Raw genomic sequence first — 19,240 nt, forward strand, 5'->3', positions numbered from 1 at the left:
CCTTTCCGGGGTTAGAGGTTCGTGCCGATGACGACACCGAGGGCGGCGGGCAGGGTGATGCCCATCGTCGGCAGGCAGTAGCCCTGCACCCAGGTGGTGCGGGTCGCCTCGTCACGCCAGGTGGTGACGGTGAGGGGACGTTCGTAGCGCACGAAGCCGAGCTGTTTCGGGTCGACGAGGAATGCCCGGTCGGCGGGCACGGAGTTGGAGACGAGCAGGTCGATACCGAAGTCGTCGAGCATGGCTTTCAGGCCGGTGCCGTAGGCGATGCGCAGGTCACGGTGACCGTCGGGGCTGACGAGCAGGCGCGTGTATTCGATACCGATGTCGAGCTTCTCCGCGGCAGCGGTCAGGGTTGCCAGATCCGCGGAGGGGCGCAGTGCCGGGGCGGTGATCGTGTCGGGTACCCCGTCGAGGATGACCTTGTCCCACCCACTGGTCCGTGAGTAGACGTTGGCCTTGGAGATCGCGGCGGTGAGGGTGGCGATGACCCTCTGGTTAACCTTCCGGGTGATGGTGTTCGCCAGGCGGGTCGTCGCATTGTCGAGTTCGACAGTGTCGTTGCGGTCGCGGGCCTCGTCGGTGATAGCGAACTTGCCGCCGAAGTCCTGGACCCGGGCGACCCGGGGTTCACGGTCGGTGCTGTTGACGATGATGTACTCGTCACCGGGTGCACGGTCAGCGACATCAGTGTCGGTGTAGAGGTCCTTCTCGTCGATTTCGGAGTAGATCACCGCGCCGCCTTCAACGGGGCCGCCTTCGGTGAACACGCTGTCGACGAGGAGGTCACGCTCGGCGATGTCCGCGACCCGCTGCTCAATGTGGGTCGGGTTGCGCAGTGCCATGTCGACGGTGAGGAGATTGCCGGTGACACCGGCGCTTCCGGGGTAGAAGGTCATGGGTCAGTTCTCCTTGTCGTCGGTGAGGACCTGGTGGTCGATGAAGCCGCGGACGTAGGCGGCGAGGATCTCCGGGCTAGTGAAGATCGGGGCGTCGGCCACGTGGATGCCGAGGGCTTCCGGGGTGGCGAGGGTGTAGCCGGTGCCGGTGTCCGGCAGGGCGTGGGCGAGACCGTGATCGGTGGGCATGTGGCCCATCAGATCCGGGACGGTCAGTCCGATGAGTTTCATCAGAGTGTTCTCCGTTCAAAAGGTAGCGGTGATCAAAGTCGAGCCGGTCGGGTCAGTGCCAGTCACGGTAGGTTTCGACATCATCCCGGCTGAACCACCACACTCCGGCGTTTTTCACCCCGGGGAGTCGTCCCCGTGAGGCCAACTGTGTGACGTAGCGGGGTGTGCATCCGAGGATTTTCGCCGCGGTAGCTGAACTGACCTGCTCGTATTCAGTGTCAGGGGTGGGTTGGTCGGTGGGTTCCGATGTTCCGGGTGCGGAACGGATCTGGGCTGCGAGGGCGAGGACATCGGGGTTGAGGCGGGCACCGTGTCGGGCGGCGAGTGCCTGGGCCTGCAGGGTGGCTGTGACGAGCAGGTCGGCCTCGGTGGTGGTCAGGACAATGCCGGTGATGTGTTTCACGGTGCCTCCCGGGTGAGGTGGTCGAGGTCGAGCACCCCGTCAGGGGTGTAGGCCTGCGCTTCGATGAGGGCTTCGAGCTCGACTACGGCTGTGAGCAGTGATGCCCGTGCCCGTTTGGTCTGTGTTTTCAGATCCGGTCGGGCGTGCCTGGGGTGGATGGACCGGTAGATCTGCCAGAGCGTCCGGATGTCGTCGGCACGATTGTCAGGCATTTCCGGTCTCCTCGTAGGCGTCGACCAGGGCGTCAGCGAGTCTGACGGCGTGTCCTTTGCGCAGCTCGAGAACGAAGTCACCGACAGTGACTTTCACGACCCGGCGGGTGGCTCGTGCCGTGGGGACGGGGGTGACGCTCAGCGGGACGCGGGTCCATTTTTCTCCTGGGCCGTGGGCGGGAACGGTGAACACGGGGTCGGTGGACAAGGTCATGATGATGCTCCTGTTGTGGTGGTGCGGATGTAACGGCCGCGGGCGTCGACGGTGACGAGTCCGGCGGTGGCGAGGGCTCGCAGACGGGCTAGGGCAGCGTCCCGGGTGAGGCCGGGAACGGACCCTGCGACGGTTTCCGGGGACAGTCCGTACTCGGTGTCGAGGCTGTCGAGAATGTCAGCATCGGATGGTGCGGTGAGGTCGGGAACTGCGGCGAGATGGTGCCGCACCCCTCCTGTTGCGACAGCCGTTGAGCGTGTCTCAACTGATGATTTTCCCCCAGTTGCGACATCGCGTTTCCCCTGGTCAGCCCCAGTTGCGACAGTTGGGACACCCCTCAACGGCACGGGGGCTGTTGCGACACTCGTGTCCCGACCGGGGAGAGACCAGTGCGCGACCCGCGGGAACCCCTTATGCTCGGCCACCCCTCCCAACTTCTTGAAGGCGCGTTCCAGCGTCCGGGTGACCGTCAGGCCTGCCTTCTGAGCGTCGGCGATTACGTCCTTCTTCGGTCGCTCACACCCCTTCAGATAGTCCTCCAACCAGACCTCGGCATCAGTCCGATTGTCCGACTCACCCCGCTCGGCGTCCGGGACGAGAAGGGCGGAACCGTCCTCGTCGCACTCACCGATCCAGTTGATACGACCCTTATCAGTTCGCCGGCCGTCGTCGGTGACAACCTCGGCGGAGACGATCTGCGCCTCCATCGTGCGGATGCGGGAAGCCAGATTCGCCTTCGAGTTCCAGACCTTGACCGTGCCGTTTTCCTTGTCTTCGGCGACGGCGACGACGGAGCGGGCGACCTGCTGCCACGCCGATGAACCCATGATCAGGTTCCCGGTGTCCGCACTGCCCTTCTTCGCGGAGAAGTGCACGAGACAGACGAACGTACAGCCGGTGTCATGGGCGACCCGGTGCATAGGCTCCAGAAACCGGCGGATGTCCAGATCGTCGTTGCCCTTCAGCTTGCTCGACATGACCGACTTCGCTGCGTCGAGGACAACGAGGCCGATCCCCTGGTCCCGGATGAAGCGTTGGAGGATCGGGTAGTCCCCGGGCAGGTCGAGGGAGGACTCGTAGGTGGTGGCAGGGTCGTCGGGGTCAGGGACCGTGGCGGTGAGGAACATCACCCGGGCGAGGTCAGCGCCGGCTGCCTGAAGTCGGGGAACGACGGTGTCCTCGATGGAATCCTCCGTGACGACGTAGGCGACGTTCATCGGAGTGCCGGTGAGATTCCCGCGGGTGGCCTGGGCTGCCCAGTCCACCGCGATCGTGGACTTGCCGATCCCCTCACGGCCTCCCAGGAGGGTGACAGAACCGCGGGGGACCCAACAGTCCAGGAGCCAGTCCACGGCCCGTGTGCGGACATCGGAGGCGCGGGTGAAGGCTACGGCCCGGCGGGGAACGTCACCGGTGGTGGTCGTGGTCTCCGGGTGCTCGGCCTCAGCCTGGGCTAGTGCTGTCTGCCATGGCAGGCCCTGGTTGGCCATGAGTTCGGCGGCGCGATTCTCCACGGCGGTGGATCGACGCCGTTGATCGTGTGACATGGTGATGTTCGCTTTCCGTAGTGCAGTGGGGTTTCGGGTGGGCGGGCCCTTTGGTGACGGAACGTGCCGGTACGCCTCTCGGCCAGCGGCAGTGTTCGTGGGTCAGGAGGCGGTGAGGCCAGCTGCCTTCGCTTCGACGTACCTGCGCCAGGCCGCGGGATCACCCAGTGACCGTCCCGCGGTCCAAGCACCCCTCAGCACGTCGAGCTGCTGTTCACGGCGGTCGCGCTGCACCTGGTTTTTTCGCTCTTGTCGGGCACGTCCCCGGGCGATCGACAGGCGGGCAGCGGATGGCAGGTCCTCGGCGTCGAAGTCCGGCAACGGTATCCGCGTCCTCATCGTCGCTCCGCTCTGTCGGAGATCATCGCGACGACAGGAAACAGGGCCAGCGGCCCAAACATGGCGACGGTGAGAATCAGGATCTCGACCACGCTCACCACTGCTCCTCGGTCAGCGCCTGGGCAGCCTTCAACGCATCGATCAGCGGCTGCACCTCCCAGGGGTGCAAACTGATCTTCGCCAACCGCTCATGACGAGGCCGGGATTTGCCCTCCCGGACGGTACGGGTAAGGATCATCCGTACTCGTGGGTACTTGTCCGCGGCGTGCTGCAGGACACCGACGTTGACCTGTGCGGGGAGAGTACGGCGGTCACTGGTCAGACCGTCGTGGATCTCAGCTGGAACATCCACCAGGCGGGACACTGCCCAGCCGTTGTTCGTCACTTCTTCGGCCCAGTCGGGCATGCCTGCGAGGTCAGCACCCCAGGTCTGTTCAACCACGTCCGGGGCGGGGACGATTCCGTCAGTGGCGTACTTATTCCACACGGTGACTTCGGGGCGGCTAGACTGTTCAGCGAGATTCCCTGCAAGGTTCTCGGTTCCCTGGCCGGTGTTGGTAGCACTGACCGGGGCTTTTTCGTTGGGTGTCATAGTTCAGGCAGCCTCTTCCTCGTTGAAGTTCTTCATCCACGCATCGAAAGCGAAGTCACGGTAGAGCTCCCTGGCGTGCTCGTGGGTATCGGTGCCCATGCGGGCGGCGAGGACGGGAGCGATTCCGCGGATGACGTTGACCATCAGCAGTCCCACGGTCTCTGGATCCTGGGCGAGGGTGAGGATGTCTCCGATCCACTCTTCGACGAGATCGTCGTCGTGGAGTCGGCAGAGCAGGTCCATGCCTTCGCGCATGGCGAGCATCTGAGCTTCCCCGAGGTCGGGGAGGGTGAGGAATCCTCCCGGCAGGCCGTCGGGGGTGTGGGACATCAGGGAGTGCTTGTGGGGGTCGAAGGGGTCGGTGGCGAGTCTTGCGGCGCGTGCGGCGCGGATCGTTTCGTAGCTTGGGGCGCTCATTCGGTGGTCTCCTGGTCTTCGGTCTGGGGCTTGGGCTTCGGTGCTGGTTTGGGGTGTGGCTGGTAAAAGGTCTCGTCGAGCGGGAAGCCCATCATCAGGCAACTTCCGGGGACTGTTCGGTGAGTGGCGGGAGCCCCAGAAGCTTCCGGAGTGGAGCAGTGGGGACGGTGTAGCGTCCTCCGATCCGGATGACTGGGACGGGGAAGGTGCCGTTCTTCGCGGCGGCGTAAGCACTGGACTGGCCGATGCCCAGGGCTTTGCCGGCATCCGGCAGGGAAACAGCGAGCGCGTTGAGTTCAACCATGCTCTCTATCCTTTCAGAGTGATCGCAGGATCTTCATGTTTGATCCTGACTGCGCTCGATCTTACAGTGATTCCAGGTAGTGTCAAGTTGTGCGATGTACCTGCATCCTTGATCGGGTACGGTCGTCTGCATGGCAGGTAAGAAGACATTGACCGGGCCGACGGGCCACGCCGTCCGGTCCAACATCAGCAGGCTCAGGGACGACCAGAACCTCACATTCGCGGAACTGTCGCGGAAGCTTGGCGAGATCGGGAACCCGATTCCGCCGCTCGGGCTCCGGCGGATCGAGAATGATGAACGAGCCGTAAGCGTTGATGACCTCACTGCAATCGCTTACGTCCTCGGGGTGTCGCCTGCATACCTTCTACAACCGGACACGGAAGATCCCGCTGAAGTAGTCACTGGCCCCGGCGGGCAGGAAGTGACTGCCAGGGAACTATGGCGGTGGATCCGTGACGGCGGGAGTGTTTCGGCAGAAGACCGGGTAGACCTGACCGCCCTTCTTCGCAGTCTTCCCACGTGGGCAGTCGAGGACGGTCCGGAAGTGGAGCACTTGCTAGAAACTCACCGCCGGTGGGCCAGGAATCGCCGCGCACACCAAGGGGACGATGATGACCCGCGGTAGACCGACGACCCCGGTCGGTACGTTCGGGGAGATCGGCACCACGCAACTCGACTCGGGGAAGTGGCTGGCGAACGTGACCGTCCGACTCCCGTCCGGGAAGGGCAAGCGCATTCGACGCACCGGGAAGAGTGAAGCGGAAGCGAAACGGCGAGTGAAGGCCGCGGCCGTCGACGCCACCGGCACGGAAGACACCGATCTGCTGAAAGGGTCGAGTACCGTGAACCAGCTCATTGACGTGTGGCTGAACCAGTACGACGGTGCAGCGTCCTCCATCGACCAGTACCGTTCCACCGCCCGCGTGCACATCACACCCGCTATCGGTTCCCTACGCCTCGTCGAGGTCACCACACCGAAACTCGAACGTTTCTTCCGCAGCCTCACCCGCTCCCGGTGGCAAGCCTCACGAACCCTGCTGTCCAACGCGTTCAAGTACGCCGTACGCATGGGCGTGGTCGACCACAACCCCGTGACCGACACATCACCGGCACCGGCGTCAGACTTCACCGCCAGGGCATTGACCCCGGTGGAACTGGTGACCGTGCGGCGCATGGTCCGCCACTACGCCGACCAGGGGCGGAGTTTCGGCGTGCAGCTCCCGGAGCTCATCGAAGTGTTGGCGGGCACGGGGGCCCGGATCTCGGACGTGTGTGTTCTGCGGTGGGAGGACGTGGACGGGGACCGGGCGACGATCACGGACGTGAAGGGTGGGGGTCGGCGGCGCACGGTCATGCTCCCACCGTCGACGGTGGCGGCACTGGAACGGCAGCGGTCACGCACGTTCGGCTGGGATCCGTACGTGTTCACCCATGGGTCGGCGGAACCGGTACGGCGACAGCAACCACAGCAGTGGCTCCGGTGGGCGCGGAAGGTTTGGGCGGATCGTGGGCAGGTGTTCGGGCCCGTTGAGCCGGATGTGTCATGGGTGACGTTCCATACCTTCCGCCGTTCTGTGGCTACGTGGTTGGCGGGGGAGGTGTCCGTCGAGACAGCGACACTACAACTCGGGCACTTGCAGGCGGCGACGACGGAGGGACACTACGTGGACCGTTCTGGCATGGTCCCGGACGCCACCGCGGTGCTCGGGAAGATCCTCGGGAATGGCACAGAAATGGCAGAATAGTCGTCGGAAACAGTCGGAGGGAACATTGTGATTCATCATCACGCGGGGCTGTGAAAAGGGTTTTTGCGTAGCAGTCACGACTGTTCAACTGTGTTCAGACCGGTTCAGACGATGTACACCATCTGATCCTTGCCGTGCTCTCTTCTCCGGGGTGCCCCGGACAGGCTACGGTAACCTCATGAAACCAGCGAGCGTCCCCGCAGGGGGGACGGGACCGGGAGCCTTCCGTGATTCCGTGGTGATCCGGGGATCACTGGCCGTCGCCACCGGTACCCTGCTGGCAGTCGCCGTGTGGGTGGCCCTGAGACGTGACGACGGTTCATCAACCCTTGTCGTCCTCCTGGCGGTACCTTTCGCCGTGGTAGCTGCGACTGTCTTCGCAAGACCCTTCCCGTCGAACTCCCCCCACCGCTACGGGTGGCTGACTGTGCTGACGCTGCTGTGGATCGCACTGGCGTCGGAGGAGGCGACGGCGACTTATCTGGCACTGGTCCTGTTTGTCCTCTACCTCCTGCTCCTGCCGTCCCCCTGGGGTGCGGTGGTGACCGGTGTCGTCACGGCGCTGGCAGTGGTGCTGTCGGCGGCGGTAGCCGGTCCCAGTACAGGTGCGATACTCGGCCCGGTGTTGTCCGGTGTGGCCGCCATCGCCATCGCCGCGGTGGTCCAGAGTCTCTCCGCCGTCAGCGAGAGTCGCCGTCAGCTCATCGACGAACTTGTCCGGACACGGGGTCTGCTCGCCGAATCTGAGCGTCAGGCGGGCATCATCACGGAGAGGGAGAGGCTGGCCCACGAGATCCATGACACGGTCGCGCAGGGACTGTCGAGCATCCAGCTCCTGCTCCATGCCGCAGAGCGGGAGATCCCGGAGGATTCCCCCGCTCTGCCCAGGATGATCCTGGCCCGCGACACCGCCGCCCAGAGTCTCCGTGAGACCCGGGCGATCATCGCTGCACTGCAGCCGGACGACCTGCAGGGGAGTTCGTTTCCGGAGGCGTTGCGGAGACTGGCGGCGTCCGCCAGCGGGGACGGCCTGGAGGTGACGGTGGATATCGAGGACGCCGCGGACGACAGCTGCCCGGAACTGCCGATGAAGGTTGAGGCCGGTCTGCTGAGGATCGCGCAGTCCGCGGTCTCCAACGTGAGGCAGCATTCGGGTGCCGCGAGGGCGCGGATCACCCTCACCGTCGAGCCGGCTTCCGTCAGGCTGGACATCGTCGATGACGGCTCCGGTTTCGACCCCGCAGAGGTTGAGGGTCGTAGCGTTGAGAGAGCCGGGGAAGGTCACATCGGGATGTCCGCGATGCGTCACCGCGCCCGGAGCATCGGCGGGACACTGGAAGTTGAGTCTTCGCCGGGGCAGGGCACGGCCGTGGTCGTCAGTGTGCCTCGTGGAGCCAAGCCCGACAGGACAGGAGACAGGCAGTGATCGGTGTACTTCTGGCAGATGACCATGCGATCGTCCGTATGGGGCTCAGAGCGGTCCTGGACAGTGCGGATGACATCACCATCGTCGGCGAGGCAGAGACTGCTGACGAGGCGGTCCGGGCCGTGGAGAACCGGAACCGGGTCCGGTCTGAACGGTCGGGCAGTTCCGCCGGGCCGGCCGCATTCCCGGACGTCGGGATTGACGTGGTTCTGATGGACCTGCGGTTCGGTCCGGGGCCCAGTGGGCGGGAACTGGAGACGGGAGCTAAGGCGACTGCACGGATCAGGGCGCTTCCGGACCCTCCGAATGTTCTCGTCGTGACCAACTATGACACCGACGTCGATATTCTCGGGGCTATTGAGGCAGGTGCCGTGGGTTATCTGCTGAAAGACGCCCCACCGGCGGAACTTGTCGCCGCTGTCCGTGCTGCGGCGACGGGGACGACCGCGATGTCTGGTTCGGTGGCGTCCCGTCTTATGCACCGGGAAGAGGATCCGGGTAACTCTCTCACATCACGGGAACTTGAGGTTCTCCAGCTGGTCGCGCAGGGTCGGAGCAACCGTGAGATAGGTGCGGCTCTGTTTCTTTCCGAGGCGACGGTCAAATCGCATCTCGTGCACATTAACGCGAAACTCGGGGTCCGCTCCCGCACGTCGGCGGTGGCGGTTGCCCGTGAATCCGGAATGCTCTGAGTCGGACACTAGAGTCGGGCACTGGAGCTGGGCTCTGAGTCGGGCACTGGAGCTGGGCTCTGAGTCGGACACTGAACGATGCGCTGTCGAACTCGCTGATCGCGGCACGGGTGGTAGGGCGACCAGGTTCCGGCAACTCCGCGGTACACAGCAGTCCGCCCCCGGAAATGGGGGCAGACAATGTTGTCAGCGGTCGGTGGGATTTGCCTCTTCGTATGCGGCGATGATCTCGTGGGAGATCTGGCCGCGTGCCGAGACATTGTGCCCGTTGTTACGGGCCCATTCGCGGATGCGACGGTTTCGGCCCGGGTCGGACTTCTGGGCGCCGGTCGACGTGGAACGGCCACGCGGTGCACGCTGCTTGGTGACCTTGGTCGCGACCTTCAGGTAGGGCTCCAGATCAGAGGCGAACTTGAGGGCATTCTCCTCGGAAAGGTCCAGGGTGTAGTCGGAACCCGCGTAGGAGAACTCGACGACGTTGACTTCGTCGGAGCTGAGTGCGGTTCCGTCGAGATCGTCGAAGAACTGGGTGATTTCACGGCGTGCCATGATGTATTCCTTTGCAGAGTAGGAAGATGGATGACAGTGAGTAACTGTGTGCCTCTCGTCTGCAGAGTATAGCGGATATGACGGCTTCTGGGGGAAAGAGTCCCTGTCAATTCTCTGAATGGGGAGGGGTTTGAAATTATTCGTCGGGATCTACCCCCTGTCAACCTCAGCGAGTTGCCTGTCCAGCTGATCAAGTTCAGTGGTCACGGCATCGGCCGTTTTCTGGGCGTCATTCCCCGTTTCCCGTGCGTACACCGAATCCAGGGTTGATTCCAGAGACGACAGCTTCGCCGAGATCTTCTTCCGCACCGCATCCGGGACATTGCGCGCTCCGATCCTGTTGCGCAGGTCGGCGATGCGGGCACGCTGCACGGCACCCGGACCCGTGGGATCGGTCCCCGCGGCCCCGAGGCCGTCCGTCGTGGCACCGGAGAGCGGGCCGGCACCGTTGCTGCCGGATCGCTGCACCAGTGTCGTCAGGGCCCGGTAGGCCAGTGGAGCGGCGACGGGGACCAGTACACGTGCGGCTCCGACCCACCCGAGAATCTTCCCCGGGGTGACGGTCCTCGACTTCGCCCGGGCCACCAGAGCTTTCGCAGTTTCCAGGTCCCTGCGGTCCTGCCTTTTCGCGGACCTGGCCTCCAGGGTCCTGATTTTCCCCGCTGTTCTGCGCAGGTACTTCTCCCGGGCCCTGTCCTGCTTCGCGGTCGCCCGTGCAGTCTCCCTGGCCTGCACTTTCGCGGCCTTGAATGCAGCTTTCTTTTCCAGGCGTCGCCGCCGCAGCGTACCGAAAACTCCCATGTGCACCGTCTCCTCTGCCGTTACGGGGCTGATGCTGCCCCGGTTCTCCGGTTTCTGGTGGACCACTCTAGCCAATAGGATGACAGCTATTGTGACGAACCACCTCCCGGCCGACTCCGCGGCAATTCCGGTGACCCCTCTCGACCTCACCGGGTGTCGGCGTCGCAGTGTGCTGCTGCGCGCCGCGGCGTCCGGCCGCATCCGTCCCGAACTGTCTGCGTCCGCGCTGGCGGAAAGGTACTCGCACCGGCAGCGGGCACAGCTGCGGCGGGAGGCGGTGTGGAATGCGCTGCCGGTCAGGGAACGGTTGGGGGACCGGGTGCGCCTCAGCCGGGTGGACGTCGTCGACGACGGTACCGCCGAAGAGCAGACTCTCGAGGCACTGGCGGCCGGCGTCCGCCTGATCACCGGTGCCCGCCTGTCGGACGGCGCCCTGGCCTGCGACGTTGACCTGCTGGTGCGGACAGACACCGGGGCGGGCCTGGGCGAGGCGACCGCGTACATGCCGGTCACCGTCACGGCACACACCGTGGCAGCCAGGTTGAAGACGGGGTCGGCGACGGTGCCCGGGGCGTCCGGCGGAAACGGTACGGCGGGGAGTCCGGACAACGGCGTCCGTGTGGTGGATGTCGTCGCGCTGGGGCTGGGCGCGCCGGCCCGGGCCCCGCTGAGGCACCGCAGCAACGCCGGTGACTCGTACAAGGTCGCTGTCGCGCACGTCCTGCTGGACCGGCTGGGCCTGGCGTCCGGTGACGTCGGTTTCATCGGCGGGGGTACCGCCGGGTACAGCAGGTGCGTCGTGATCCCCGCCGACCGGGTGCTCCCAGGTCTGGAACGGGCACTGGAGGCTCCGGTCCCGGACCGGCCGGTACGCGTGCGCGAATGCGAGGGCTGCGAGTTCCACAACCACTGCCGGAGTGAACTGGTGGAACGCAGGGACATCAGTCTCATGCTGCCCGGTGACCGGGGAAGCCACTGGAGGGACGCCGGGATCGAGACCCTCCCCCAGCTCGCGGCACTGGCTGAGCGCCCGCATGAGGTGGTGGACGCCGTCCCGGTGACCGCCGTGGACCGGGAGTCCCCGGCACTCGCGGCCGCCTGGCTGGCAGGGGTCGGGTATCTGCGGCGTCCGCTGAAACGGTGGATCACCAGGCCGGAACTGTGGTGCGGGCACAGTTTCCGCATGCCGGACCACCTCGGCGACGGGGAACTGCCCATGGCCCGGGAAATCGGGGACGCCGTGGAGATCGACGTGGACATGGAGGCGCACCCGACGCGGGGGACGTTCCTCTGGGGCACCTTCGACGGCACCGGGTACCGCCCTTTCACCGACTTCAGCCGTGACGGGGACGGCGGTGAGCATGTCGCCCGGTACTGGTGCTGGCTCATGGCCCGCCGGCAGGCGGCCCGGAACTCCGGCCGGGTGTTCCGCGCGTACTGCTACTCGCAGCAGGGTGAGAACCACTGGATGCGTTCCTACGCCTCCCGCTACGGGGGCCGGGAGTACACCCCGGGGATCGTCATGCCGACCCTTGCCGAAGTCAACGCCTTCCTCGCTTCACCGGAGTGGGTGGATGTCTTCGCGCTGGTGAGGAATGCGCTGGCAGCTAATGCGTCGCTGGGGCTGAAGGCGGTTGCCGCGCTGGCGGGGTTCACCTTCAGTCAGAAGGACGTCGACGGAAGGGCCGCGGTGGACCTCTTCGAGATCGCCGTCGGCGGCAGTGACGGGGACGGCGGCAGTGACGGGGACGGGGCGCCCCGGTCGCGTGCCCGGCGTACCCTCGAGCGGTACAACGCGGACGACTGTTACGCTCCCGCGGCTGTACGCCGGTGGCTCAGACTCGGAGCCCCGGGCGTCCCCCCGCTGGAGTACCGGGAAAAAGAGAGGACGGTAAGGACGCCATGGATTTCCTGCAGCGGATCCTGACCATGAACGCCGCGATGAACTCACAGGGCCCTGTCCGGGTGGAACGCCCCGACAGCTCCACCGCGCTCAAGGGTGGACCACACCCGGTGCTGCCCCACCCGAAACCGCACGCGGTGCTCGGAACGCCGGTCACCGGACCGTGGAAGGAGGGGCAGGACCACATCATCCTCGGACTGGGCTGCTTCTGGGGGGCGGAGAAGCTGATGTGGCAGATCGACGGGGTGGAGTCGACCTCGGTGGGGTACGCGGGCGGGTACACGCAGAATCCCACCTACCGCGAGGTCTGCACCGGACGAACCGGCCACGCCGAAGTGGTCGACGTGGTGTTCGACCCGGCGAAAGTGGAGCTCCGGGAGATCCTGGAGATCGCCATGGAGAACCACGACCCGACCCAGGGTGACCGCCAGGGCAATGACGTGGGCTCACAGTACCGGTCGGTGATCTACCCCGTCGGGGACAATGCCGCCGAACAGGCCGCGGTGGCGGAGGAGGTGGTGGGCGCCTACGCCGCCCGACTCAGGGACGCCGGATACGGGGACGTCACCACGGAGATCCTGCCGTTGGCGGAGACCCCGGCCGGAAGGTACTTCCTCGCCGAGGACGAGCACCAGCAGTACCTCGCGAAGAATCCCGACGGCTACTGCCCGGTGCACGCCACCGGAGTCACCTGCCGGTGAGTCCGCGGCCCGGATCCTGTCCGGCGCCCCGGCGCGGTAATGTCAGCGGCCGGGATTTCAGTGGGTGGGATCTCTGTGGCCGGGATTTCAGTGGCGGGGATCGGGGCGTCCCACGTCGGCGACGGTGGCGTCGAGCAGGCTGACCAGGTCACCGGGGGCGAGTTCCACGTCAAATCCGCGGCGTCCCCCCGAAACCAGGATGCTCGGCTCCTGCGTCACCGACGCATCCACCACAGTGGGGAGACGTTTCTTCTGGCCGAGGGGACTGATTCCCCCCAAGACGTAGCCCGTGGACCGTTCAGCGGCGCCGGGATCCGCCATCGTTGCCTTCTTCGCGGCGAACGCGGAAGCCACGGACTTGAGGTCGAGCATCGCGGTCACCGGGACCACGACAACTCCCATGTGCCCGCCACGGGATCCGCCCTCGAGCTCGACGAGCAGGGTCTTGCAGATCCGCTGTGAAGGAAAGTCCAGCGCCGCCGCCGCCTCGTCACCGTAACTGGCGACGCCGGGGTCGTGGTGGAAGGTGCGTACCGTGAACTCCACCCCCGCCTTCTCCAGGGTGGTTACGGCGGGAGTCGCACCGTTGCGGTGTGACTGGTGCGGATTCTTCGTTTTCCTGCTCACGGCCACCAGCCTAGCGGTGGCGGCGGACCCGCCGCCGACACAGAAGCGGACGCCGCAGGTCCTCTTCCCCGGTGACCGGAGGGGAAACCTGTGACGCCCGCGTGTGGGGCCGGAGAAACTACCGGGCTAGCTGGCCTTGGCGGCAGCGTAGCGCTCGGCGACGTCCTCCCAGTTGAAGACGTTCCAGACAGCCTTCACGTAATCGGCCTTCACGTTCTTGTACTGGAGGTAGAAGGCGTGCTCCCACATGTCCAGCATCAGCAGGGGGGTGAGGTTGATCGAGGTGTTGCCCTGCTGGTCGGTCAGCTCCTGGACGACCAGGCGACCAGCGATGTGGTCGTAGCCGAGGACGGCCCAGCCGGAGCCCTGGAGGCCCAGAGCGGCACCGTTGAAGTTGGCCTGGAACTTCTCGAAGGAGCCGAAGTCGCGGTCGATGGCCTCCGCCAGCTCTCCGGTGGGCTTGCCGCCACCGTTCGGGGAGAGGTTCTTCCAGAAGATGGAGTGGTTGGTGTGGCCACCGAGGTTGAAGGCGAGATTCTTGGAGAGAGCCCGGATCGTGTCCGGGTTGCCACCTTCCTCCCGCGCCTTCTCCAGCGCCTCGAGAGCGGCGTTAGCACCGGCGACGTAGGTCGCGTGGTGCTTGTCGTGGTGCAGACGCATGATCTCACCGGAAATGTGCGGCTCCAGTGCATCGTAGTCGTAGGGGAGATCAGGCAGCTCGTAGACAGCCATGTGTTGTGGTCCTTTCGTCAATTGGTGTGGTACGGGCTCCAGTGTGGACCGAAATTCCCGGGCGTGCAATGGTTGCTTAATTGAAGAATAAAGTTCAAGCAATTGAACATCGCGGAAAAGGGAATGTGACATCGACGTACAGATTCCCCCGGTCGCCCGCAGCTCCGCTCCCGCCCGTCCACCGGACCACAGCAGGTGGGCGTCCCGGGGTTCCGGACCGGTCAGTGCAGGTTCAGGAACCGGCGGATGAGCGGCATTTCCTCACGCGCCTGGGCCAGGCCGGCCTCATAGGTTTCGGCGAGCTCGTTGAGCTTGCGTGTGCCGTTGCCCAGGGGCATCCGGTGGGGCGCGAAAATGTACGCGCGGCCGAGCCGCTCCTGCTCGAAGATCCAGTCCCGGGTCCGGTTGTAGCGCACGTGACGGTCGTGCATCGACTCGATCAGGGCCGGGTACTGGGGAAACATCCTTTTGACAGCCCAGGTGAACCGGGACGGGCCCTTACGGTACGAGCGGGTACGGGTCATGATGACCAGAAAGCGCTCGAACCCCTCCTTCTCGCGTGCCGCATCCACCGGTATGCCTCCGGTGGGGCCGAACGCCCCGTCGAAATAGGCGTCCCCGCCGATACGGGTCGGTGGCATGAGCACCGGCAGTGACGCCGACGCCCGGGCGTGCAGCAGGAAATCGTCGAGGCCGTGCATGTCCTCGCGCGACCAGTGGACGGTTTCACCGGTCTGCCCGTTGAAACCCGATATCCGGAAATCTCCGGGATTTGACCTGATCGCGTTCCAGTCCGGCACCATCCGTCGGTCCTCGACCCTGGCGTCCGGTCCGAAAATATACTTCGCGTTGAAGAAACCGTCACCGTGGAGGAAAGGGCGAATTCCCCCGAACAGTGGATCGCCCGGGAAAACAGTGAAGTAGTCCCTGGCAAGTTCCGGCTCACGGGAAAGATAGGTGGACACATGGACCGCAGACGCCGAGTTCCCGTACGTCCAGTCGAAAGAGATCCCCTCTTCCAGCAGTGCCTGCACCATCGCCGAGGAGAATGCGGAACGCATCGCCCCGCCCTCGAAGACAAGGGCGGTGTCACTCACTGACGGGAGTGGGTCGTGGAAGCGTCGGCGGGATGCGGAAGAATCTGCCACGCCACCGAGACTACCGTAGGGGCCGTGAAGATCATTGCCCACCGCGGTGCCAGCGGCCACCACCCCGAAATGACCAGGGACGCCTTCGAGACAGCCTTCGCCCAGCATGCCGACGGCATCGAGTGCGACATACAGCTCAGCGCAGACGGTGTTCCCGTGTGCCTCCATGACCCGACAGTCGACCGAACCTCGGACGGCAGCGGTCCTGTGAACCGGAAAACTCTCGCCGAACTACGGGAACTGAACTTCGGCACCCACGGACGACCGCAGCAGATACTGACTCTGGCAGAACTCCTCGACCTCCTCCGTGACGCCGGAAACCCCGCCGGGGATCCGGGCTACCGTCCCGAGATCTTCGTGGAGACCAAGAGGCTGGGCACTTTCGGCGAGCGACGGGGACAGCTCGAGAACGCCCTCCAGTCCGTGCTCGTCAGGGCGGGCATGGCCGACGGGGACGACAGCGCCCGGGTCCACCTCATCTCCTTCGACCCCGGTTCCCTGGCACGGTTCCGCCGGATCAACCCGGACATCCACCGCATCTTCCTGCACCGGGACTACCGGGGCGAGCGGGTGCTGCACCGTCTGGAGGACGCGGTCGTCTCAGCCCAGTCCCCCGGCTACTCGGTGACCAGGATGCGCACCGATCCTCAGTCGGTGACGGGGGAGCCGGCGAACACCTACCTGTTCACCCTCAACCGGGAGGATGACGTGAAATGGGCCTGCCGTCACGGCGTGCACTGGATCGCCACCGACTACCCCGACCGTGCCCGGGACTGGGCCGGTGGCGCCACCAGGTTCTCCCGCTGACCAGGTTCTCCCGCTGACCCGGGACGCTGACCGGCCCCCGGCCCCGGGGCAGCCACCGCTGACATAGACTGACCGGGTGGCCAAGAAGAACAAGAAGAACGAAGAAGTCCTGCCGGCGGGAATGAGCCGGCGCCAGGCGAAACTCGCTCGTCGTGCCGCTGAACGTGCGGCGCTGGAACGCGACCCCCGTCCCTACGACGGTTTCGCCGTGGAGGCTGACCTCGTCGCGATGCAGGAGTTCGTCCCCTCCGCGCACTTCCTCGCCGAAACCGTGGAGGACGCCGGGTTCCCCCGGCCTGTCCGTGTCGTCACCGTTCTGCCGGGCGCTGTCGCGGCTCTCGTCCGCCCCGAGGAAGAGGGTGGTGAGGCACTGGTAGCCCTGCAGACCTCCCAGCGGGGCAACAACCCCAACCGTGACCTCGCCTACGCGCTGAACTGGGTGAAGGACGCCGCCCCCGGGGCGAGCCTGGAGACCGGTGTCGCCGACGGCACGGAACCTGCCCTGTCGGACCTCCTGGTCCGGGACCAGACGCCGCTCATCGAGGTCGCGGAGGACTTCAACTGGTGGCTCACCGAGGACCAGCAGAACAACCCGCAGGTGCAGCAGACCCTGCAGCAGGCCAATGAGTCTGTCCTGCCGTCCGAGAAGGTCGATGTCGCGGTCACCGGATCCGCCTGGTGGATTGACCCGGGTGAGAAGGCGCACATCCGCTGGATCCGGCCCGAGGCGGAGGAGGCGCTGCTGCCTGCCCTCGCCCGAGTCCACGCCGCAGGCGACCTCAACCTCGGGGAAGGCACCCGGTTCGCCGGGGTCTTCCGTACCCACGGACTGCTCGTCCCCGTGTTCGACCTCGACAACACGGTCCCCGCCGTCGAGTTCGCGGCGCCCCTGGAGAAGCTGGACGCGAAGATCGCCGCAGCGCTCGAGGAACTGTCCACCGACGGGGCGCAGCTCACCGCGGAGGAGCAGAAGTCGAAGCAGACGATCATCGCCCGCGAGGTCACGATCCGTTAGAGGCTTTCCCCGCCGGCGTGCGCCGGCTCGGTTCAGCTCGCTGCGTCCCAGTCCGGCGGCGCCCCGGAGTTTCCGTGTAGAAACGGGGGTATGGCTGATACCGCATTTTCCGGAACCCCCGCCCACACTGTCGGTGATCTTCCCGCCGTCGGCGACAAGGCACCCGCTTTCACCACGGTCGACACCGACCTCAATGACGTCTCACTCAGCGACTTCGCCGGCAGGCGGGTCATCCTCAACATCTTCCCCTCCGTGGACACCGGCGTCTGCGCTGCATCGGAGCGTGAGTTCAACAAGCGGGCCACCGGCCTGGACAACACCGTGGTCGTCTCGGTGTCGAAGGACCTGCCTTTCGCGCTGGGTCGCTTCTGCGCTGCCGAGGGTATCGACAAGGTGATCCCGACGTCCGCCTTCCGCTCGTCGTTCAGCGAGGACTACGGGGTCCGTCTCCTCGATTCCCCGCTGGCAGGGGTCCTGGCCCGCGCCGTTGTCGTCATCGACACCGACGGTACGGTGCTCTACAGCAGTCTGGTGCCCGAGATCACCACCGAGCCCGACTACGACGCGGCGCTCGCCGTTCTCTGACCCCGTACGGGTCTCTCCTGCTCTCCGTGACGTGGCCGTCCCCACCGGGGCCGTTTCCACCGGGGGTGGACACGCCCGGTAGGCGCCCGTCGGACCCACCGTCCGGCGGATCAGCGCATCTTCCGGAACAGGTCCTCGGCGGCACCGTCGTCCCACAGCACCACCGACCCGGCGTCGGTGTCGGCGAACCCGCTGACCGGCACCGTCTGCTGGTCGGAGCCGCGCAGCAGTCCCAGGCCCAGGGACGCCAGGTGCCACACGTGGTCCCGGGTGTCCACGGTGACAGCGTCCGTCAGCGAATTTACCAGCGGCAGCGACCGGAACGGGTTGATGATCGTCGAGAATGATCCTGCCTGGCGGATCACGGCGGAGAGGAACTCCCGCTGTCTCTCCACCCGGTCCAGGTCACCGTTGTCCGAGGTGTAGCGCGTCCTCACGTATCCCAGGGCGGTCGGGCCGTCCATCTTCTGGCAGCCGGCCTGGACGTCAAGTCCAGCCATCGGGTCAGAGATCGGCTCCTTCGGGCAGAGTGTGACGCCGCCTACGGCGTCCACTATCCCGGCGAACCCTCCGAACCCGATCTCCATGTAGTGGTCGATACGCATCCCCGTGTTCTGCTCGATCGTCTGCTGCAGCAGCTGCGGGCCACCGTAGGAGAAGGCGGCGTTGATCTTGTCCATGCCGTAGCCGGGGACCTCCACGTAGGAGTCCCGTGGGATGGACACCATCGTCGGCCGCCCGCCCAGCGCCGGCACGTGGACGACAATGATCGTGTCCGTACGTTGGCCGCCCTCGGAAAGGTCTCCGGCAGCGTACCTTTCGCCGTCCTCCTCGGACAGGCCGGCGCGCGAGTCCGACCCGACGAGCAGCCAGTTTGTCCCGCTCGTGTTCCCTGGGCGGCCGTCGTAGGAGGTCAGTGCCTCGATCCGGTTGAGGTGGGAATCGACCCACCAGGCGGTGCCCACTCCGAGTACGACCACCACGGCGAGGATGACGCCGAGGATCCGACGCAGCCGGGGTCGGCGGCGTCGGCGTTTCCGGCCGGGGGCGGAGCCCGGCCACTGCACGGGCGGAGGGCCGGACGGCCGGTCCTGCCGGCGGGGAGGAGCTTCGACAGGTCTCCGGTTCTCCACCGGTGACATGTGGTCGGGGCGGTACGCCTGCCGCGGGGCGTCCTGCGGCGGGGGCTGGGGCCGCGCCCCGCCGTGCCGGGGGTGTCCTCTTTAACCATCCTGCGGTGTATAAAATAAAAGACAGTGGACGTCCGGGGGGGCCAGGACGACAAAGCACAACGAGAACAACGTGCTGGCGGACAGTGAGCCGAGCCGGCGCAAGCTCGTACGCCCTGCGG

At 65.8% G+C, this 19,240-nt stretch carries 25 protein-coding genes; 9 read left to right on the forward strand and 16 right to left on the reverse strand.

What is annotated here, in order from left to right:
* Nucleotides 1–11 precede the first annotated feature (11 nt).
* From BN3906_RS06535 to BN3906_RS06580, 10 genes are all read right to left on the reverse strand, one after another.
* Nucleotides 12–899 (reverse strand): major capsid protein, encoded by an 888-nt coding sequence (locus BN3906_RS06535; RefSeq protein WP_066586303.1) that lies wholly within the window; start codon nucleotides 897–899, stop codon nucleotides 12–14.
* Nucleotides 900–902: 3 nt separating this feature from the next.
* Complete coding sequence (locus tag BN3906_RS06540; protein WP_066586304.1) at nucleotides 903–1,130, reverse strand: hypothetical protein; 228 nt, start codon at nucleotides 1,128–1,130, stop codon at nucleotides 903–905.
* A gap of 52 nt (nucleotides 1,131–1,182) precedes the next feature.
* Nucleotides 1,183–1,533 carry a helix-turn-helix domain-containing protein gene (locus BN3906_RS06545; RefSeq protein ID WP_066586305.1) on the reverse strand — a complete coding sequence of 117 codons (351 nt, stop codon included), beginning with the start codon at nucleotides 1,531–1,533 and terminating at the stop codon, nucleotides 1,183–1,185.
* Nucleotides 1,530–1,745, reverse strand: a complete 216-nt coding sequence (locus tag BN3906_RS06550) for a hypothetical protein (protein WP_066586306.1) — start codon at nucleotides 1,743–1,745, stop codon at nucleotides 1,530–1,532. Before BN3906_RS06550 ends, BN3906_RS06545 begins: the two co-directional genes overlap by 4 nt.
* Entirely contained in the window at nucleotides 1,738–1,959 is a 222-nt protein-coding gene (locus BN3906_RS06555; RefSeq protein ID WP_066586309.1) for a hypothetical protein, read from the reverse strand. The genes BN3906_RS06550 and BN3906_RS06555 overlap by 8 nt, the downstream gene beginning before the upstream one ends.
* Nucleotides 1,956–3,506 (reverse strand): AAA family ATPase, encoded by a 1,551-nt coding sequence (locus tag BN3906_RS06560; protein ID WP_078057237.1) that lies wholly within the window; start codon nucleotides 3,504–3,506, stop codon nucleotides 1,956–1,958. Before BN3906_RS06560 ends, BN3906_RS06555 begins: the two co-directional genes overlap by 4 nt.
* 102 nt (nucleotides 3,507–3,608) lie before the next feature.
* Nucleotides 3,609–3,845: a hypothetical protein gene (locus tag BN3906_RS06565; protein WP_066586315.1), complete on the reverse strand. Its 237-nt coding sequence runs from the start codon at nucleotides 3,843–3,845 to the stop codon at nucleotides 3,609–3,611.
* A gap of 94 nt (nucleotides 3,846–3,939) precedes the next feature.
* A complete protein-coding gene (locus BN3906_RS06570) occupies nucleotides 3,940–4,437 on the reverse strand; it encodes a hypothetical protein (RefSeq protein ID WP_066586318.1) in 498 nt (165 codons plus the stop codon).
* Between the two features lie 3 nt (nucleotides 4,438–4,440).
* Nucleotides 4,441–4,854: a hypothetical protein gene (locus BN3906_RS06575; protein ID WP_066586321.1), complete on the reverse strand. Its 414-nt coding sequence runs from the start codon at nucleotides 4,852–4,854 to the stop codon at nucleotides 4,441–4,443.
* 94 nt (nucleotides 4,855–4,948) lie between these two features.
* Nucleotides 4,949–5,158, reverse strand: a complete 210-nt coding sequence (locus tag BN3906_RS06580) for a helix-turn-helix transcriptional regulator (protein ID WP_066586324.1) — start codon at nucleotides 5,156–5,158, stop codon at nucleotides 4,949–4,951.
* A gap of 130 nt (nucleotides 5,159–5,288) precedes the next feature.
* Between BN3906_RS06580 and BN3906_RS06585 the strand changes: the two genes are divergently transcribed.
* The 4 genes from BN3906_RS06585 (at nucleotide 5,289) to BN3906_RS06600 (ending at nucleotide 9,021) form a co-directional block, all read left to right on the forward strand.
* Entirely contained in the window at nucleotides 5,289–5,783 is a 495-nt protein-coding gene (locus tag BN3906_RS06585) for a helix-turn-helix domain-containing protein (protein ID WP_066586327.1), read from the forward strand.
* Nucleotides 5,770–6,903, forward strand: a complete 1,134-nt coding sequence (locus BN3906_RS06590) for a tyrosine-type recombinase/integrase (protein ID WP_066586330.1) — start codon at nucleotides 5,770–5,772, stop codon at nucleotides 6,901–6,903. The genes BN3906_RS06585 and BN3906_RS06590 overlap by 14 nt, the downstream gene beginning before the upstream one ends.
* A 178-nt stretch (nucleotides 6,904–7,081) precedes the next feature.
* Complete coding sequence (locus BN3906_RS06595) at nucleotides 7,082–8,329, forward strand: sensor histidine kinase (RefSeq protein WP_066586333.1); 1,248 nt, start codon at nucleotides 7,082–7,084, stop codon at nucleotides 8,327–8,329.
* Nucleotides 8,326–9,021, forward strand: coding sequence for a response regulator transcription factor (locus BN3906_RS06600; protein ID WP_066586335.1), 696 nt, complete (start codon nucleotides 8,326–8,328; stop codon nucleotides 9,019–9,021). The genes BN3906_RS06595 and BN3906_RS06600 overlap by 4 nt, the downstream gene beginning before the upstream one ends.
* Before the next feature lie 186 nt (nucleotides 9,022–9,207).
* Here BN3906_RS06600 and BN3906_RS06605 read toward each other — a convergent pair whose 3' ends face one another.
* On the reverse strand, nucleotides 9,208–9,570 hold the full coding sequence (locus BN3906_RS06605) for a histone-like nucleoid-structuring protein Lsr2 (protein ID WP_066586336.1): 363 nt from the start codon (nucleotides 9,568–9,570) through the stop codon (nucleotides 9,208–9,210).
* A gap of 150 nt (nucleotides 9,571–9,720) precedes the next feature.
* Nucleotides 9,721–10,371, reverse strand: coding sequence for a DUF6474 family protein (locus tag BN3906_RS06610; RefSeq protein ID WP_066589340.1), 651 nt, complete (start codon nucleotides 10,369–10,371; stop codon nucleotides 9,721–9,723).
* A gap of 91 nt (nucleotides 10,372–10,462) precedes the next feature.
* Between BN3906_RS06610 and BN3906_RS06615 the strand changes: the two genes are divergently transcribed.
* Both BN3906_RS06615 and msrA read left to right on the forward strand, forming a co-directional pair.
* A complete protein-coding gene (locus BN3906_RS06615) occupies nucleotides 10,463–12,298 on the forward strand; it encodes a hypothetical protein (RefSeq protein WP_261796886.1) in 1,836 nt (611 codons plus the stop codon).
* Nucleotides 12,274–12,975 carry a peptide-methionine (S)-S-oxide reductase MsrA gene (gene msrA / locus BN3906_RS06620; RefSeq protein ID WP_066586339.1) on the forward strand — a complete coding sequence of 234 codons (702 nt, stop codon included), beginning with the start codon at nucleotides 12,274–12,276 and terminating at the stop codon, nucleotides 12,973–12,975. Before BN3906_RS06615 ends, msrA begins: the two co-directional genes overlap by 25 nt.
* Nucleotides 12,976–13,062: 87 nt before the next feature.
* Here the strand turns inward: msrA and ybaK are convergent, their stop codons facing one another.
* The 3 genes from ybaK to BN3906_RS06635 all read right to left on the reverse strand — a co-directional run bounded on the left by ybaK (nucleotide 13,063) and on the right by BN3906_RS06635 (nucleotide 15,482).
* Nucleotides 13,063–13,602, reverse strand: a complete 540-nt coding sequence (gene ybaK / locus BN3906_RS06625; RefSeq protein ID WP_066589344.1) for a Cys-tRNA(Pro) deacylase — start codon at nucleotides 13,600–13,602, stop codon at nucleotides 13,063–13,065.
* 126 nt (nucleotides 13,603–13,728) lie between these two features.
* On the reverse strand, nucleotides 13,729–14,334 hold the full coding sequence (locus tag BN3906_RS06630) for a superoxide dismutase (RefSeq protein WP_066586342.1): 606 nt from the start codon (nucleotides 14,332–14,334) through the stop codon (nucleotides 13,729–13,731).
* A gap of 221 nt (nucleotides 14,335–14,555) precedes the next feature.
* Entirely contained in the window at nucleotides 14,556–15,482 is a 927-nt protein-coding gene (locus BN3906_RS06635; protein WP_261796887.1) for a patatin-like phospholipase family protein, read from the reverse strand.
* Between the two features lie 24 nt (nucleotides 15,483–15,506).
* On the opposite strand from BN3906_RS06635, the gene BN3906_RS06640 reads away from it, so the two are divergent.
* From BN3906_RS06640 to tpx, 3 genes are all read left to right on the forward strand, one after another.
* Nucleotides 15,507–16,289 (forward strand): glycerophosphodiester phosphodiesterase, encoded by a 783-nt coding sequence (locus BN3906_RS06640; RefSeq protein WP_066589350.1) that lies wholly within the window; start codon nucleotides 15,507–15,509, stop codon nucleotides 16,287–16,289.
* Nucleotides 16,290–16,365: 76 nt separating this feature from the next.
* On the forward strand, nucleotides 16,366–17,304 hold the full coding sequence (locus BN3906_RS06645; protein WP_066586345.1) for a DUF5926 family protein: 939 nt from the start codon (nucleotides 16,366–16,368) through the stop codon (nucleotides 17,302–17,304).
* A gap of 90 nt (nucleotides 17,305–17,394) precedes the next feature.
* Entirely contained in the window at nucleotides 17,395–17,889 is a 495-nt protein-coding gene (gene tpx, locus BN3906_RS06650; RefSeq protein ID WP_066586352.1) for a thiol peroxidase, read from the forward strand.
* A 110-nt stretch (nucleotides 17,890–17,999) separates the two neighbouring features.
* Here the strand turns inward: tpx and BN3906_RS06655 are convergent, their stop codons facing one another.
* Entirely contained in the window at nucleotides 18,000–18,956 is a 957-nt protein-coding gene (locus tag BN3906_RS06655; protein WP_261796888.1) for an LCP family protein, read from the reverse strand.
* Nucleotides 18,957–19,240: the final 284 nt, after the last annotated feature.

This window comes from Corynebacterium provencense (genome assembly GCA_900049755.1).
GTDB lineage: Bacteria > Actinomycetota > Actinomycetes > Mycobacteriales > Mycobacteriaceae > Corynebacterium > Corynebacterium neomassiliense.

Coding starts and splice junctions, on each gene's coding strand:
- BN3906_RS06535 (WP_066586303.1), bottom strand. CDS start 899: ATGACCTTCTACCCCGGAAGCGCCGGTGTCACCGGCAATCTCCTCACC.
- BN3906_RS06540 (WP_066586304.1), bottom strand. CDS start 1,130: ATGAAACTCATCGGACTGACCGTCCCGGATCTGATGGGCCACATGCCC.
- BN3906_RS06550 (WP_066586306.1), bottom strand. CDS start 1,745: ATGCCTGACAATCGTGCCGACGACATCCGGACGCTCTGGCAGATCTAC.
- BN3906_RS06555 (WP_066586309.1), bottom strand. CDS start 1,959: ATGACCTTGTCCACCGACCCCGTGTTCACCGTTCCCGCCCACGGCCCA.
- BN3906_RS06560 (WP_078057237.1), bottom strand. CDS start 3,506: ATGTCACACGATCAACGGCGTCGATCCACCGCCGTGGAGAATCGCGCC.
- BN3906_RS06565 (WP_066586315.1), bottom strand. CDS start 3,845: ATGAGGACGCGGATACCGTTGCCGGACTTCGACGCCGAGGACCTGCCA.
- BN3906_RS06570 (WP_066586318.1), bottom strand. CDS start 4,437: ATGACACCCAACGAAAAAGCCCCGGTCAGTGCTACCAACACCGGCCAG.
- BN3906_RS06575 (WP_066586321.1), bottom strand. CDS start 4,854: ATGAGCGCCCCAAGCTACGAAACGATCCGCGCCGCACGCGCCGCAAGA.
- BN3906_RS06580 (WP_066586324.1), bottom strand. CDS start 5,158: ATGGTTGAACTCAACGCGCTCGCTGTTTCCCTGCCGGATGCCGGCAAA.
- BN3906_RS06585 (WP_066586327.1), top strand. CDS start 5,289: ATGGCAGGTAAGAAGACATTGACCGGGCCGACGGGCCACGCCGTCCGG.
- BN3906_RS06590 (WP_066586330.1), top strand. CDS start 5,770: ATGACCCGCGGTAGACCGACGACCCCGGTCGGTACGTTCGGGGAGATC.
- BN3906_RS06595 (WP_066586333.1), top strand. CDS start 7,082: ATGAAACCAGCGAGCGTCCCCGCAGGGGGGACGGGACCGGGAGCCTTC.
- BN3906_RS06605 (WP_066586336.1), bottom strand. CDS start 9,570: ATGGCACGCCGTGAAATCACCCAGTTCTTCGACGATCTCGACGGAACC.
- BN3906_RS06610 (WP_066589340.1), bottom strand. CDS start 10,371: ATGGGAGTTTTCGGTACGCTGCGGCGGCGACGCCTGGAAAAGAAAGCT.
- msrA (WP_066586339.1), top strand. CDS start 12,274: ATGGATTTCCTGCAGCGGATCCTGACCATGAACGCCGCGATGAACTCA.
- BN3906_RS06630 (WP_066586342.1), bottom strand. CDS start 14,334: ATGGCTGTCTACGAGCTGCCTGATCTCCCCTACGACTACGATGCACTG.
- tpx (WP_066586352.1), top strand. CDS start 17,395: ATGGCTGATACCGCATTTTCCGGAACCCCCGCCCACACTGTCGGTGAT.